14 protein-coding genes are annotated in these 14,053 nt (G+C 64.7%); 4 read left to right on the plus strand and 10 right to left on the minus strand.

All coding sequences use genetic code 11. From position 1 onward, the window contains the following. Nucleotides 1–11: 11 nt before the first annotated feature. The 3 genes from P9220_RS22290 to P9220_RS22300 form a co-directional block, all read right to left on the minus strand. On the minus strand, nt 12–491 hold the full coding sequence (locus P9220_RS22290; RefSeq protein WP_309767775.1) for a carboxymuconolactone decarboxylase family protein: 480 nt from the start codon (nt 489–491) through the stop codon (nt 12–14). Between the two features lie 161 nt (nt 492–652). Beyond that, nucleotides 653–1,573: an RNA polymerase sigma-70 factor gene (locus P9220_RS22295; RefSeq protein WP_309767777.1), complete on the minus strand. Its 921-nt coding sequence runs from the start codon at nt 1,571–1,573 to the stop codon at nt 653–655. A 113-nt stretch (nt 1,574–1,686) separates the two neighbouring features. Continuing rightward, nucleotides 1,687–2,619 (minus strand): MBL fold metallo-hydrolase, encoded by a 933-nt coding sequence (locus P9220_RS22300; RefSeq protein WP_309767780.1) that lies wholly within the window; start codon nt 2,617–2,619, stop codon nt 1,687–1,689. Nucleotides 2,620–2,916: 297 nt separating this feature from the next. Between P9220_RS22300 and P9220_RS22305 the strand changes: the two genes are divergently transcribed. Both P9220_RS22305 and P9220_RS22310 read left to right on the plus strand, forming a co-directional pair. Next, nucleotides 2,917–4,212: an MFS transporter gene (locus P9220_RS22305; RefSeq protein WP_309767781.1), complete on the plus strand. Its 1,296-nt coding sequence runs from the start codon at nt 2,917–2,919 to the stop codon at nt 4,210–4,212. A 38-nt stretch (nt 4,213–4,250) separates the two neighbouring features. Beyond that, entirely contained in the window at nt 4,251–5,033 is a 783-nt protein-coding gene (locus P9220_RS22310; RefSeq protein ID WP_309767783.1) for a substrate-binding domain-containing protein, read from the plus strand. A 40-nt stretch (nt 5,034–5,073) separates the two neighbouring features. Here P9220_RS22310 and dctA read toward each other — a convergent pair whose 3' ends face one another. The 3 genes from dctA to P9220_RS22325 all read right to left on the minus strand — a co-directional run bounded on the left by dctA (nt 5,074) and on the right by P9220_RS22325 (nt 8,426). Then, nucleotides 5,074–6,348 carry a C4-dicarboxylate transporter DctA gene (gene dctA, locus P9220_RS22315; protein WP_309767785.1) on the minus strand — a complete coding sequence of 425 codons (1,275 nt, stop codon included), beginning with the start codon at nt 6,346–6,348 and terminating at the stop codon, nt 5,074–5,076. Continuing rightward, nucleotides 6,345–7,313 carry a LysR family transcriptional regulator gene (locus tag P9220_RS22320; RefSeq protein ID WP_309767786.1) on the minus strand — a complete coding sequence of 323 codons (969 nt, stop codon included), beginning with the start codon at nt 7,311–7,313 and terminating at the stop codon, nt 6,345–6,347. The genes dctA and P9220_RS22320 overlap by 4 nt, the downstream gene beginning before the upstream one ends. A 192-nt stretch (nt 7,314–7,505) precedes the next feature. Further along, the gene (locus P9220_RS22325) at nt 7,506–8,426 is read right to left on the minus strand and encodes a LysR family transcriptional regulator (protein ID WP_309767788.1); all 921 of its coding nucleotides are present in this window, start codon (nt 8,424–8,426) and stop codon (nt 7,506–7,508) included. A gap of 113 nt (nt 8,427–8,539) precedes the next feature. On the opposite strand from P9220_RS22325, the gene P9220_RS22330 reads away from it, so the two are divergent. Next, nucleotides 8,540–9,460, plus strand: coding sequence for an EamA family transporter (locus P9220_RS22330; protein WP_309767790.1), 921 nt, complete (start codon nt 8,540–8,542; stop codon nt 9,458–9,460). Between the two features lie 75 nt (nt 9,461–9,535). Here P9220_RS22330 and P9220_RS22335 read toward each other — a convergent pair whose 3' ends face one another. From P9220_RS22335 to P9220_RS22350, 4 genes are read right to left on the minus strand one after another with little or no spacing between them, the layout of a single operon-like run. Continuing rightward, entirely contained in the window at nt 9,536–10,000 is a 465-nt protein-coding gene (locus P9220_RS22335) for a thioesterase family protein (protein WP_309767792.1), read from the minus strand. 3 nt (nt 10,001–10,003) lie between these two features. After that, nucleotides 10,004–10,951 carry an L-carnitine dehydrogenase gene (locus P9220_RS22340; protein WP_309767793.1) on the minus strand — a complete coding sequence of 316 codons (948 nt, stop codon included), beginning with the start codon at nt 10,949–10,951 and terminating at the stop codon, nt 10,004–10,006. An 18-nt stretch (nt 10,952–10,969) separates the two neighbouring features. After that, nucleotides 10,970–11,899, minus strand: a complete 930-nt coding sequence (locus P9220_RS22345) for a 3-keto-5-aminohexanoate cleavage protein (RefSeq protein WP_309767795.1) — start codon at nt 11,897–11,899, stop codon at nt 10,970–10,972. 58 nt (nt 11,900–11,957) lie between these two features. After that, entirely contained in the window at nt 11,958–12,902 is a 945-nt protein-coding gene (locus P9220_RS22350; protein WP_309767797.1) for a choline ABC transporter substrate-binding protein, read from the minus strand. Between the two features lie 179 nt (nt 12,903–13,081). On the opposite strand from P9220_RS22350, the gene P9220_RS22355 reads away from it, so the two are divergent. Continuing rightward, a complete protein-coding gene (locus tag P9220_RS22355; RefSeq protein ID WP_309767798.1) occupies nt 13,082–14,053 on the plus strand; it encodes a GlxA family transcriptional regulator in 972 nt (323 codons plus the stop codon).

Here is a 14,053-nt window from a genome sequence, read left to right on the forward strand (position 1 = left end):
GAAGCAGGCGCTCAGGCCAGATTGGCCTTCTCGAGTCCGAACGCCTTGTCGGACGACCCCGGTTCGGTCCTGAACGCCACGTTCAGCCGGTTCCAGCCGTTGATTTCCACGATCTTGAACGTGAGCTCCGACAACTCCTGTTCGGTGAACTGCGCGCGAACGCTTTCGTAGACGTCGTCGGGGACGCCGTGCTCGGGCAGCTTCGTCAGCACTTCCGTCCACGCGAGCGCGGCACGTTCGCGCGCGGAGAACAAGGCGGACTCGCGCCAGATCGCTACATGATGAAGACGCAATGCGCGCTCGCCGTGTATCGTCGCCTGCTTGACGTGCATGTCCACGCAGAAGCCGCAGCCGTTCATCTGCGACGCCCGCAGCGCGATCAGTTCGGAGACGGACTTTTCGATGCTGCCTTCATGCGCCGCCATGCTGAAAGCGACGAACCGCTTGAACAGTTCCGGCGATTGTTGAATGTAGTTGATGCGTTGGCTCATGATTGCTCCGGTGAAGGTATCGTTCGATGCCTTGTTCGAGGGCATCGGCGCGCCGATATCGCACGAGATCATCGTAGGGAACGGCGACCCGCTCCGAAAGCCACGACGACGGACTCACGCTGTTGACCGGGCGGCAACAAACGCGGCGTCACGGGTACGGCCTAGCAGGCGCCGAAGGCCGCAGCAAGCCGCAGGAGCTTGTCGGGATTGCGCTGCACGTGAATGCGGACGATACGCTCGCCGTCGGTCTCGTACGATTGCGCGGATTCGAGCTTGCCTTCGATGAAGCGCAGAAGCGCCCATTGCCCGTTGAGCACGGCCAGTTCGATGCGCAGTTCGTCCTTGAAGCGCAGCCTGGCCGCGTAGAACAGCTGGGCGATGCGCCGCCCTCCTTCCATCGGCTTCGGAAAGCTCGGCACGCGCCCTCCGCCATCGCCGACGAGCGTGGCATCGTCGGCAATCATGCTGTGAATCTCGGCGAAGTCGCCTTTCTGAAGCGCCTCGGCGAACTTCGTCAGCAGGCGCAGATGAATCTCCCGTGGAACGGACAGTCGCGGGCGGCTTTCGCGGAGCTGGATTTTCGCGCGGCTGACCAGCTGGCGGCACGCCGTCTCGGTCTTGCCCAATGTGCTGGCTACTTCGTCGTAATCGACGTCGAAGACTTCTCGCAGCAGGAACGCCGCGCGAGCTTCAGGTGTGAGACGTTCGAGAAGCAGCAGAAAGGCCACCGATATGTCGTCCGCGCGTTCGCGGATCTGCTCCGGCGTATGCGGCGCGTCGATGGCTTGAGGCTCGGGCAGCCAGATGCCCGCGTAATGCTCGCGCTGCGCCTTCAGAGCGCGCAGCCGGTCGATGGAGAGGCGCGTGGTCACGGCGACGAGCCACGCTTCACCGTTGTCGATCTTCGCGCGATCGGCGCCGTACCAGCGCAGCCACGCGTCCTGCACGACGTCCTCGGCCTCGGCGACCGACGACAGCATCCGATACGCGATGCCCTGCAGACGCGCACGCAGGGCGTCGAATGTACCCGTCGCGTCGTCGAGGCTTTCATGGGAGGAAGTCGGTGATGCGGCTGTCTTCATCGCTGATGGCCCTGTGGTTCGACATCGGCATCGCCCGTCCTTCGACGCCTGCCCGAAAGAATAACAGGCAAGCGAAGACGCGCATCGATAAACGGTCGAGGGCCGGGTCCGACTCAGTAGTCCCACAGCACGGGTACGGAACGGAAGCGATCGCCCTCCTTCGCCACGTGACAGACCGACGGGAACGCAACGTGTGCCGCGGCCAGCAGCGCGCCCGTTTTGGCCGCTTCGCCGAGCAGCGCGATACGCACCTCCCTCGCCGTTTCGGGATCGTGCTCGAAGCCGTTTTGCCAGTCGGGATGATCGAAGTTCACTTCGAAGATCGCATCGCCGACGAACGTCAGTTTCTCGCCTTTCGATGCGACGTCCACGACGCAATGCCCCGGTGTGTGCCCGCCCGTCACGCGTGCCGATACGCCGGGCGCAACGCTCACTGTGCGGTCGAACTCCACGATGTTCTCGGCATAGAGCGTCGTGAATCTGGCTGCCGCCTTGCGCAGCGCGGGAGGAACCGACTCCGGCATGACCGTCCGGCTGAAGTCAGGGTCCTTCCAAAACGCCACTTCGGCCGCCGCGACGTGAATGCGTACATCGGGACGCAGCTTCGCCCTGACGCCCTCGACGTTGAGCCCGCCCACGTGGTCCATGTGCATGTGCGTGATGACGATATCGGTGATGGCGGAGAGATCGATCCCGGCCGATTCGAGGCGGCTCACCGAGCGGCCGGCGCGCGCGAAGTATTCGAAACCGTCGCCCACGCCGGAGTCGATCAGCACCAGGCGTTCGCCGCTGTGCACGAGCGCGACGTTCAGCGCCCAGTCGAACGTGTCGCGTTGCAGGAAACGGCCATCGAACCATTCGTTGCGGTCTGCCTCGCTCACGTTGGTGGACATGGTGGAAGTGGGCAGCGGCAGAACGCCGTCGCTGATCAGTACGACATCGACATCGCCCACGCGCACGGCGTATCGGGAAGACACGAGTTCGCCCGATCCTTGTTTGCCGATGCTGGCGGTGACCGGCTGCACATTTCTGCTTGTCGTGTTCATAGTCAGGAATCCTGTATGGGAAGTGCGGCGATCCGCACGGGAAGCACGATCACGCGCTCTGCCTTGATCGTGTGGACGATTGTATGGACGAGAAGCCCGCGTCAGTAGCCTTCCGGAGGCGCACAGGATGTTGTCCCGGCGACAACAATCGCGCGGACGAACAAGCGGCCGATTGATAACCGGCGCGCATCAATCGATCCGAAAATCGCACTTATCGTTTTGCCGGTTCCGCGCGAATATGGCTGAACAACATCGACCGGAAAACGGCGTTCTTTCCGGATTTCAGGAGACACCTCGATGCATTCCTCGTCCAGCCTTTCAACCGGGCAATCCAGGGCCGCTGCGGTATTCCGCGTGACGGCCGGAAATTTCCTGGAGCAGTTCGACTTCTTTCTGTTCGGCTTCTACGCCACGCAGATCGCCAACGTCTTTTTTCCCGCGGCAAGCGAATTCGCCTCGCTGATGATGACCTTCGCCGTGTTCGGCGCCGGCTTCCTGATGCGGCCGCTGGGCGCGATCGTGCTCGGCGCGTATATCGACGATGTCGGCCGCCGCAAGGGCCTCATCGTCACGCTGTCCATCATGGCGAGCGGGACGATCCTCATCGCATTCGTACCGGGCTACGCCACGATCGGGCTTCTTGCGCCCGCGCTCGTGCTGCTCGGGCGGCTGCTGCAAGGCTTCTCGGCGGGCGCCGAACTCGGCGGGGTATCCGTCTATCTCGCCGAAATGGCGACGCCCGGCCGCAAGGGCTTCTTCACGAGCTGGCAGTCCGCGAGCCAGCAAGTCGCGATCGTCGTCGCCGCCGGACTCGGCTTCGCGCTGAACCAATGGCTGAGCACGCCGGCCATCGCCGCGTGGGGCTGGCGCGTTCCGTTCTTCGTCGGCTGCATGATCGTGCCGTTCATCTTCATGCTGCGCCGCAATCTCGAGGAAACGCAGGAGTTCAAGGCGCGCCGGCATCGCCCGAGCATGAAGGAAGTGTTCGGCACGCTGGCCCGGAACTGGACCGTCGTCATCGCCGGCATGATGCTGGTTGCGATGACCACGACGAGCTTCTATCTCATCACGGTCTACGCGCCGACCTTCGGCAAGACCGTGCTGCATCTGAGCACCGCCGACAGCCTGCTCGTGACGCTGTGCGTCGGCGTGTCCAACTTCGTGTGGCTGCCGATCGGCGGCGCGCTGTCCGACCGCATCGGCCGCCGCCCGCTGCTCGTCGGCATGAGCGTGCTCGCCATCGCAACCGCATACCCGGCGCTGTCGCTGCTCGCTCATGCGCCGAGCTTTCTCAACATGCTGTTCGTGTTGCTCTGGCTCTCGTTCATGTACGGCATCTATAACGGCGCGATGGTCGTCGCGCTCACCGAAGTCATGCCCGTGCAGGTTCGCGTCGCCGGCTTCTCGCTCGCGTACAGCCTCGCCACGGCGGTGTTCGGCGGCTTCACGCCCGCAATATCGACGGCGCTCATCCACCTGACCGGCGACAAGGCCGCGCCCGGCTACTGGATGAGCCTCGCCGCCGCGTGCGCGCTTCTCGCGACGTTCGCGCTCTATCGACGCCCCTCGGCGACACTGACGCCCGCGCACTGAGGCGCAAGCCGTCACCTATGCTCCGAACACACACGATCATGAAGAAACTGCTTCTGAAACTCGGCGCGGCCACGCTCGTCGCCGCCTCGGCCGCTGCGGCCAACGTACAGGCCGCCGACCTGCACGTCATGAGCTCGGGCGGCTTCACCGCCGCCTACAAGGTGCTCGGCCCCCGGTTCGCATCGCAGACGGGCAACACGCTCGACACCGCGCTCGGCCCGTCAATGGGCAAGTCGCCCGAAGCCATCCCCAACAGGCTCGGGCGCGGCGAGCCTGCGGACGCCGTCATCATGGTCGGCTACGCACTCGACGACTTGATCGAGCACGGCAAGGTGATACGCGGATCGCGGGTGGAACTGGCCGATTCGCGCATCGGCATGGTGGTGCGCGAAGGCGCGGCGAAGCCCGACATCGCGTCCGTCGACGGGCTCAGGGAGACGCTGCTGCATGCAAAGTCGATCGCTTATTCGGACAGCGCGAGCGGCGTCTATATCGAGCGCGAGCTGTTCAGGAAGCTCGGTATCGAAGAGCAAGTGAAGCCCAAGGCGAAGATGATTCCGCGGATTCCCGTCGCGTCGGTGGTGGCGAACGGCGACTATGAAATCGGCTTCCAGCAAGTAAGCGAACTGCTGCCGGTCAAGGGCGCGACCTTCGCCGGGAAGATTCCCGAATCCTTGCAGTCCGTCACGCGCTTCGCCGCCGGCATTCCCGTCGGCGCGCAGCATCCGAGGGAAGCGAAGGCGCTTCTCGACTATCTCGCTTCGCCGGACGTGCAAGCGGAAGTGAAATCGACCGGGCTGGATTCCGTGTCCGCGCATTGACCCGGACGACTTGCGACGCCCGCGCGAGCCGGCCCGCCCGTCAATCCGGGGCGGCAGGTCCGACCGCGCCCAGCATCCGCTCGAGACGAGCCCGATCGCACGCGCCTTCCCACAGCGAAACGAAGATCACCGCGCACGCGTTGCTGATCACGCTCGTGAGCGCGCGGGCCTCGGACATGAAGCGGTCGATACCCACGAGCAGCGCCACGCCGGCGACGGGCAGATCGGGAATGACCGTCAGCGTCGCGACGAGCGCGACCAGTCCGCTGCCGGACACGCCCGCCGCGCCTTTCGATGTGAGCAGCATGACGGCGAGCATCGTCACGATCTGCGGCGCGGAAAGAGGGACATCGCACGCCTGCGCGATGAAGAGCGAAGCGAGCGTCAGATAGATCGCGGTGCCATCCAGATTGAACGAATAGCCCGCCGGCAGCACGAGCCCCACGACGCCCTTGTCGCAACCGAGCGCCTCCAGCTTGCCGATCAGGCGCGGCAATACCGGCTCGGTCGATGACGTGGCGAGGACGATCAGCAATTCCTCGCGCAGGTAGCGCAAGAGCCGCCAGAGCGCGAAGCCATGCAGCCGCGCGAGCGGCCCGAGCACGAGGACGACGAACAATACGCAGGCCACGTAGAAGGACACCATCAGCATGCCGAGCGAACCGACCGAACGGATGCCGAAGCGGCCGACGGTGAAGGCCATCGCACCGAATGCGCCGAGCGGCGCGAGCCGCATGATCATGCCGAGCACGCGAAAGAGCGCCTGAGCCACACCGTCGATGAGCGCCAGCACCGGCCGCCCCGCGCCCGGACAAGCGTTGAGCGAGAAGCCAAAGAGCACCGAAAGCAGCAGCACCGGCAACACTTCGCCCTTTTCGAACGCGCCGAACAGCGTCTGCGGAATCATGCCCAGGGCGAACTCCACGAGCCCGCGCGTCTGCGCGTGCGTCGCATAGGGCGCGAGGATGCCCGTATCCAGGTGATGCACATCGATTTGCATTCCCGCGCCGGGCCGCAGCGCGAATGCCGTGACGAGCCCGAACGCGAGCGCAACGGCCGTCAGGAAATAGAAGAGCGCCAGCGCCTGAACGATGGTGCGCCCGATGGCCTTCCCGCTCGCAAGCGACGTGATGCCCGAGACGATCGTGCAGAAGACGATCGGCGCGATCATCATTCGCACGAGGCCGACGAACGCATCGCTGAGTGGCTTGAGGAGCGCGCCCGCCGACGGCCAGAAGTGGCCGAGCGACACGCCGAGCACCATCGCCAGCACGACCTGCACGTAGAGCAAGCGGAGCGGTCTCGCCAGGCTCACGATGCGCTCTTCCTTTTCGTCCGCTCGCTTGCCGTGGTGCTGTCGCTCGCCGCATCGCCCGCTGCGACGCCATCGCGCTTCGTCTCGACGATCGCCCGATGGAACTCCTGCGCGGCCGGTGTGAGCGGCCGTCCGCGCCGCCTCACGATGCCCACGCGCCGCTTCACCACCGGCTCGACGAGCGGCACGCTCGTGAGAATCGGGTGATCGTGTCCGGGCATGGCCATCGACGGCACCGCGGCAACGCCGAGGCCGGCTTCGACGAGCCCGAGCATCGTCGTCACGTGACGCGTTTCGCAGACGCTCGGCGCGGGCGGCGCGACGGCCGAGAGCGCCTGATCGAGCAACAGACGGTTACCGGAGGTCTTGTCCACCGACACGTATTCGTGCTCGTAGAGCTCGCTCCAAGTGACGCGCTTCTTTCCCGCGAGCGGATGGTCACGGCGGCACGCGGCGACGAACCGCTCCTGCAGCAGCAGCTTGAACTCGATCTCCGGCTCCTGGCTGCCCATGAAGCTCACGCCGAAATCGGCCTCGCCGCTGATGACGGCGCCGAGCACTTCGTTCGCGCTCGAATCGAGCAGCTTCACCCTGATGCGGGGAAAGCGGCGATGAAAGCTCGCAATCACGCCCGGCAGGAAGTAGTACGCCACCGAAGGCACGCACGCGATGTTCACATGCCCGAGCCGGCTCGACGATACATCGCGGATACCGAGCAGCGCGACGTCGAGATCGTCGAGCAGTTGTTCGGCGCTCGGCGCGAACACGCGGCCCACGGTGGTGAGCGTCACGCTGCGCGTGGTGCGCTCGAAGAGGCGCACGCCGAGCGCTTCCTCGAGCTTGTCGATACGGCGGCTCAGGGCGGGCTGGGAGATGTTGACCGCTTCGGCGGCCTTGCGAAAGCTCCCCAGCTCGACCACCGCGCGAAACGCCTGCAAATCGTTCAAATCGAAGTTGACGCCCACGGGCCGGTCTCCGCATTCAGATGCCGCGTATTTTGCATGATCCCCGGTGTCCGGCTTTCATGCGACGAGGACGGCGTGCTCGTTATCACGAAGGCAGGCGTCGGAGGCGTCATCGAAGGGGCGTGCGCGACAGCGGCGAAGCAAGCGGCGGCGCTGCCATCGATCGCTCATCGATGACACTATCGGCGAACGTCAGCCGGCATCCCGCAACCGCTCGACCAGATAATCGATCAACACCCGCACCTTGAGCGGCAAGAACCGGTTCGGCGGATACAGCAGCCACAACGAACCCGCATACGGCTGCGCGTCGAGTGACCACTCGGGCAGCACGCGCACCAGCTCGCCGCGCGCGAAGGCATCCGCCGCCGTGAATTCCGGCACGTTCGCCACGCCGAAACCGTCGCGCGCCGCTTCGAGCCGCGCGCCCGCATGGTTGGCGATATAGCGCCCATGCACGTCGACGGTCTGCGCGTGCGTGCCGCGCCGGAACCGCCATCGATTGTCCCCCGGCGTTTCTCCCAGATAGATGCAATCGTGCTGCGCAAGATCGCGCGGCTCTTGCGGCGTACCTCGTGCGTCGAGATAGGCCTGCGACGCGCAGAGCACCCAGCGCACCGCACCGAGCTGCCGGCCCGCGAGACCGGGCGGCGGCCGCTCGGTCAAGCGGATCACGAGATCGAGGCCATCGGTCAACGGGTCGATGTCGCGGTCCGAATACAACAGCTTCAGGTCGACTTCCGGATAGGCACGGAGGAATGCGGGCACGAGCGGATGAAGCACCGTTCTCGCGAACTGGCTCGGCGCGCTGACGCTCACTCTGCCTTGCGGACGGTCGCCGCCTTGACCCGCGGCATCGACCGCAGCGGAGGCGGCGCTCACCATCTCGCGGCAGTAGCGCGCGACCTGCTCGCCCGCTTCGGTGACGCGGACCTTGCGCGTCGAACGTTCCAGCAGGCGCGTGGCCAGCGCTTCTTCGAGACGCTTGATCTGCCGGCTGACCGTCGATGGCGTGCTCGCGAGCTGGCGTGCCGCCAGCGAGAAGTTGCCGGCGTCGACGACCCGCGCGAAGACCGCCATGTCGGGCAACAAGTCGAAGAGTTCGTTGTGGTCCATCGTGTCCGCAAAGAAGGATTCATGCACGCCACGCACAATGGCTATGCGCCGTGACCGGATTATCACGAGAAAAGCAAAGCTCGACAATGCGAATCCCGTCATCGAGATTCGCCATGTCCAGACCCTATCGCCTGCAATTGATTTCCGACCTGATGCTGCTGGCAGTCGCCGTCGTATGGGGCTCGAGCTACGGCATCGCCAAGAGCGCGCTCGTGTACTACCCGGTGCTCGGGCTGCTTGCGCTGCGTTTCGGCATCACGTTCGTGTTGCTGTCGCCTGCGCTGCGCGCGATGCGTCATGCCGGTGTCCGGACACTGAGCCGCGTAATCGGCGTGGGCCTGCTATTGCTCGGGATCTTTCTGTGCGAGACGTTCGGCTTGCTGCTCACGCGCGCAGCCAATGCGGCGTTTCTGATTGGTTTGTGCGTGGTGTTGACGCCGCTCGTGGAATGGTCGCTGCTGAAGCGGCGGCCGGGTCGCATCGAATGGATGGCCGTGGGGGTATCGCTGCTGGGCGCATGGCTCCTGACCGGGGATGGCGCATTGACGCTCAATCGTGGCGACATGCTGATTCTTGCAGCCGCATTCCTTCGCGCGATCACCGTCTGCGTGACCAAGCAGTTGATGCGCGATGCGGCGCTGCCGCCCTTGACGGTGACCGCTGTGCAATCCGGCGTGGTGGCGATCGGCAGTGCGGCGGCGGCGCTGATGTTCTCGCGTGCGCAGTGGCAATCGCTGCCGTCGATGACCGCTCATCCGATGTTCTGGGGATGCGTGTTGTACCTGGTGCTGGCATGCACGCTGTTCGCGTTCTTCGCGCAGAACTACGGCATCAAGCACAGTAGCCCGACGCGCGTCGCGCTGTTGATGGGCAGCGAGCCGGCGTTCGGCGCGTTGTTCGCGTGCTTCTGGCTGGGCGAAACAATCTCGCTCATTGCATGGATTGGTGGCGGGCTGATCGTGGCGGCGTCGCTGCTGGCTACCACCGTGAGCGGATCGAAGCGCGGGCGCCCGCCGGAAGCCGTGGCTGCGTGAATCAGCTTCTTCCTGGCGCGAACGGGCGCCTCGAACCAGTCGCAGGAAAGAAGCGCGCAGAGCTGACTTCGACCACTATTGCCGGCGCACCGGCAAGCCGATCACGCGCCCCGCGTGACTCGCCTGCGCCGCTGCGATCGTCGCCTGCGCCGCGATATTCGCAGCGATATCGCCGTCGAACGCAGCGGCCTTCGGCATGCCGCTCGTATCGATATGCATCAGCATCTGTTCGCACGCGGACACCGCATCGACGCCCTCGCCTTCGAACATTTGCAGATACAGGTGAATGCGCTTCGTGTCCTTCGCGATCACGCGGACATCGACACGCACCGCCGCGCCTTCCTTCAACTCGCGCAGATAGGTGACGTGCGCCTCCAGCGTGTACAGCGTGCGATGCCGCGCGCGGCGCGTTTCATCGCCGAGACCGATGCCGTCCATGAAGGCATCGGTGGCGAGGCTGTAGATCAGCATGTAGAACGCATCGCGCAAGTGGCCGTTGTAATCGACCCATTCGGGCCTGACCGTGTCGCGGTAGATCATCGCTCAGTCCTCGATGCCGTGACGCGCCCTGGCCTGCGCGATCGCCTCGATGACGCTCGTGATGCAGTCGTCGCGATACCGCTCAAGATCCTTGATGCTGCGCCCGTTCGTCTGCTTCGCGGTGCCTTCCACGACGCGATCGATGAGTTCATCGGTCAGCCTGGGCGCAACGAGCTTCGTCCACGGCAATTCGAGCGCCGGCCCGAACTGCTGCATGAAATGCCGCATTCCCGCTTCGCCGCCTGCAAGCGTGTAGGTCAGGAACGTGCCCATGAACGACCAGCGGATGCCCGCACCGTAGCGAATGGCGTCGTCGATCTCGCCGGTCGTCGCGACGCCCTCGTTCACGAGATGAAGCGCCTCGCGCCACAGCGCCTCGAGCAATCTGTCGGCGATGAAGCCCGGCACTTCGGCGCGTACGCGCAACGGCCGCATGCCGATGGACGAATAGAACGTCGATGCCGCATCGATCGCCTCTTCCGAGGTGTGCCCGCCGCCGAGCACTTCGACCAGCGGCAGCAGATAGACCGGATTGAACGGATGCCCCACGAGGCATCGCTCGGGACGGACCGCGTTCGCGTAGAAATCGCTCGGCAGAAGCCCCGACGTCGATGATGCGATGATGGCCTCCGGCTTCGCTGCGCGGCTCACGCGCTCATGCAGCGCGAGCTTGAGTTCCTCGCGTTCCGGCGCGCTCTCCTGAATGAAATCCGCACCCGCGACGCATTGCTCGACGGTCTCGACGACGCGCAGCCGTTGCTGCGATGCGCCCGGCGCGAGTCCCACGCGCTCCAGCGCAGGCCACGCATTCGCGACGTTGGCGCGCACGACCGCTTCGGCGTTCGGAGCCGGGTCCCACACGGTCACGTCAAGACCATGCGCCAGCGCACGGGACACCCATCCGCTACCGATTACGCCAGCGCCGAGCGCGGCGAACTGTTTGACTTGCATGTGATTCTCCTTCGACACTCAGGCGAATTGTTCGACGACGCGCTTCTCCAGCGGACGCTCGCCGCGCGCGGGCAGACCCAGTTTCCTGCGTCCTTCCGCGGGCGTGAGCGCGCGGCCACCCAGCCGTTCGATGATCTCGATGGCGCGCTGCACCAGCGTTCCGTTGCTTGCGTGCACGCCGCGGTCGAGCCAGAGGTTGTCTTCGAGCCCTACGCGTACATGGCCGCCGAGCAGCATCGCTTGCGCGACCATCGGCATCTGCATCCGGCCGATGCCGAAGCCGGCCCAGTGCGCGCCGGGCGGCAAGTTGTCGACCATCGCCTTCAGGGTGCCGGTGTCGGGCGGCGCGCCCCACGGAATGCCCATGCAAAGCTGAAAGAGCGGCGGCGCATCGAGAAGCCCTTCTTTGAGCAACTGATTGGCGAACCATAGATGGCCGGTGTCGAAGATCTCGAGTTCGGGCCTCACGCCGAGTGCCTGAATGCGCTTTGCGCCGGCGCGCAACTGCGCGGGCGTCGATACATAGATGTAGTCGCCGTCGCCGAAATTGAGCGTGCCGCAATCGAGCGTGCAAATCTCGGGAAGCAACTCCTCCACGTGAGCGAGACGCGTGAGACCGCCGACGAGATCGGTGCCCTTGCCGAAGCGCATCGGCTCCTCGCCCGGACCGATCTCCAGGTCGCCGCCCATACCGGCTGTCAGATTGATGATGACATCGACATCCGATGAGCGAATGCGGTCCACCACTTCACGATAAAGCGCGGGATCGCGGCTGCCACGTCCGGTGCGGGGATCGCGCACATGACAATGCGCCACGGTCGCGCCGGCGCGGGCCGCTTCGATGGCTGCCCCGGCGATCTGCTTCGGCGTGACAGGAATCGCGGGATGCCGGGCGGTCGTGTCGCCGGCCCCGGTGACTGCGCAGGTTACGATGACGTCGTAGTTCATGATGATAGGGATAGCTAATCGTTATTGAAGCCGGCGACCGCGTCACCGGGCCGGAGATTCAGAGTCCGAGATACTGCCTGACGGCGGGCAGGCCGTCCTTTCCATCGACGGTCTTCACGCCTGCAAGCCACGAACTGAGCAGTTGCGGGTTCTTCTTGAGATAGGCTTTCGCGGCTTCGGCGGGACGCTCCTTGTTCATCACCGGCTGCATGAGGCGGTTCTCGAGATCGGTCGTGAAGCGCAGGTTCTTCACGAGCTGGCCCGCGTTCGGGCAGCGCGTGAGGAAGTCCGGGTTCGTGAGCGTATAGACGCGTGCTTCGCCATAGTTCGGGCCGAATACCTCATCGCCGCCGGACAGATAGTTGATCTTCATCTGAATGTTCATCGGATGCGGCTCCCACGCGAGAAACGCGACCGGCTTCTTGTCGCGAATCGCGCGCTCGACCGTCACCAGCATCCCGGCCTCACTCGATTGCACCAGCTTGAAGCCGCCGAGACCGAACTGATTGGTGTCGATCATCTTCTGAATCTTTGCGTTCGCGCTGCTGCCCGGCTCGATGCCGTAGATCTTGCCGTCGAGCTCGTCCTTGTGTTTCGCAATATCCGCAAACGTCCTGATGCCCGCGTCGTAGGCATAGGCCGGCACGGCGAGCGTCGCTTTCGCGCCCGAGAGGTTCGGCGGTTCGATCTTGTCGATGCTCTTCGCATCGAGGAATGGCTGCACCGCCTTTTCCTGCACCGGCCACCAGTAACCGAGGGAGACATCGATCTGCTTGCTCTTCAGGCCCGCCAGCGAGATGGGCACCGAGGCGACCGTCGTGCGCGGCGTATATCCGAGCCCTTCGAAGAGCACGGAGGCCAGCGCGGTCGTCGAAGTGATGTCGGTCCAGCCGATATCGACGAAGCGCACCGTGCGGCATGTGGCGTCGTCGGCGGCGAAGGCGCTCGCGACGTTGGCTGCGCAGGCGGATGCAACGAGAATCGAAAGCAGGCGATGTTTCATGGTGGAGTGACCGTCTAGAGAACGTGAGTAGAAAGTACCGCTGCATTAAAAGACCCGAACGCCCCATTGCGACCGCGAGTTGACTGTCAGCGACGTCAGGGTTTTCAGGGACACGCCTGATTGCGCGCGATTTTTGCGCTTGTTAGCGTGAAGGATCGCCGCCTGGTGCTCAATCATCGATGCCCGCTCCTCAAGACTTTCACTTTCTGGTGCTGCCTCAATTCTCGTCGATCGGCTTCATGTCGGCGATCGAGCCGTTGCGCGTCGCCAATCGCTTCCAGGGCGAGCTTTACCGCTGGCATATCCTGTCGGTGGATGGCGGGCCGGTCGTCGCGAGCAACGGCATTTCGCTCAATGCGGAGGCATCGATCGCCGCTGCCGCCGACGCGCGCACGGTCATCGTCGTGTCGGGGTTCGAGCCGCTTGCGCGATACACGCGCAGCATCGGCGAGTGGCTGCGACGGCTGGATCGGGCGGGCGCGACGCTCGGCGGCATCGATACCGGCAGCTTCATTCTCGCCGAAGCGGGGCTGCTCTCGGGCAAGCGAGCGACGCTGCATTGGGAAGCGTTGGCCGCGTTCTCCGAACGTTATCCGTCGATTGAAACGAGCCAGGAACTGTTCGAGATCGACGCGCGGCGCATCACGTGCGCGGGCGGCACCGCGTCGATCGATCTGATGCTGGATCTGATCGCGCGCGATCATGGCGCCGAGCTCGCCGCGCAGGTCTCGGAGCAGTTCGTGCTCGGGCGCATTCGTCAGCGCAGCGATCATCAACGCATGAAGATCGCGGCGCGCTACGGCGTGCACAATCGAAAGCTGATTCAGGTTATCGGCGTGATGGAGCAGCACATGGAGGAGCCGCTCTCGCCGGATGCGCTCGCGCAATCCATCGGTGTCACGCGGCGCCAGCTCGAACGTCTTTTCTGCTCGGCGATGAAGGACACGCCGACGCACTTCTATCTCGGCCTGCGTCTCGCGCGCGCCCGCGAACTGCTTCAGCAAACCGACATGTCGATACTCGCGGTGTGCGTCGCGTGCGGCTTCGAATCGCCGTCGCATTTCTCGCGGACGTATCGCGCGCGCTTCAACACGAGCCCGCGTCAGGACCGCAGCGCATTGCGCGCCGTGGTCGCCGCACAGGCCGCGTGA

Origin of the sequence: Caballeronia sp. LZ016 (genome assembly GCF_031450805.1) — a bacterium.
Classification (GTDB): Bacteria; Pseudomonadota; Gammaproteobacteria; order Burkholderiales; family Burkholderiaceae; genus Caballeronia.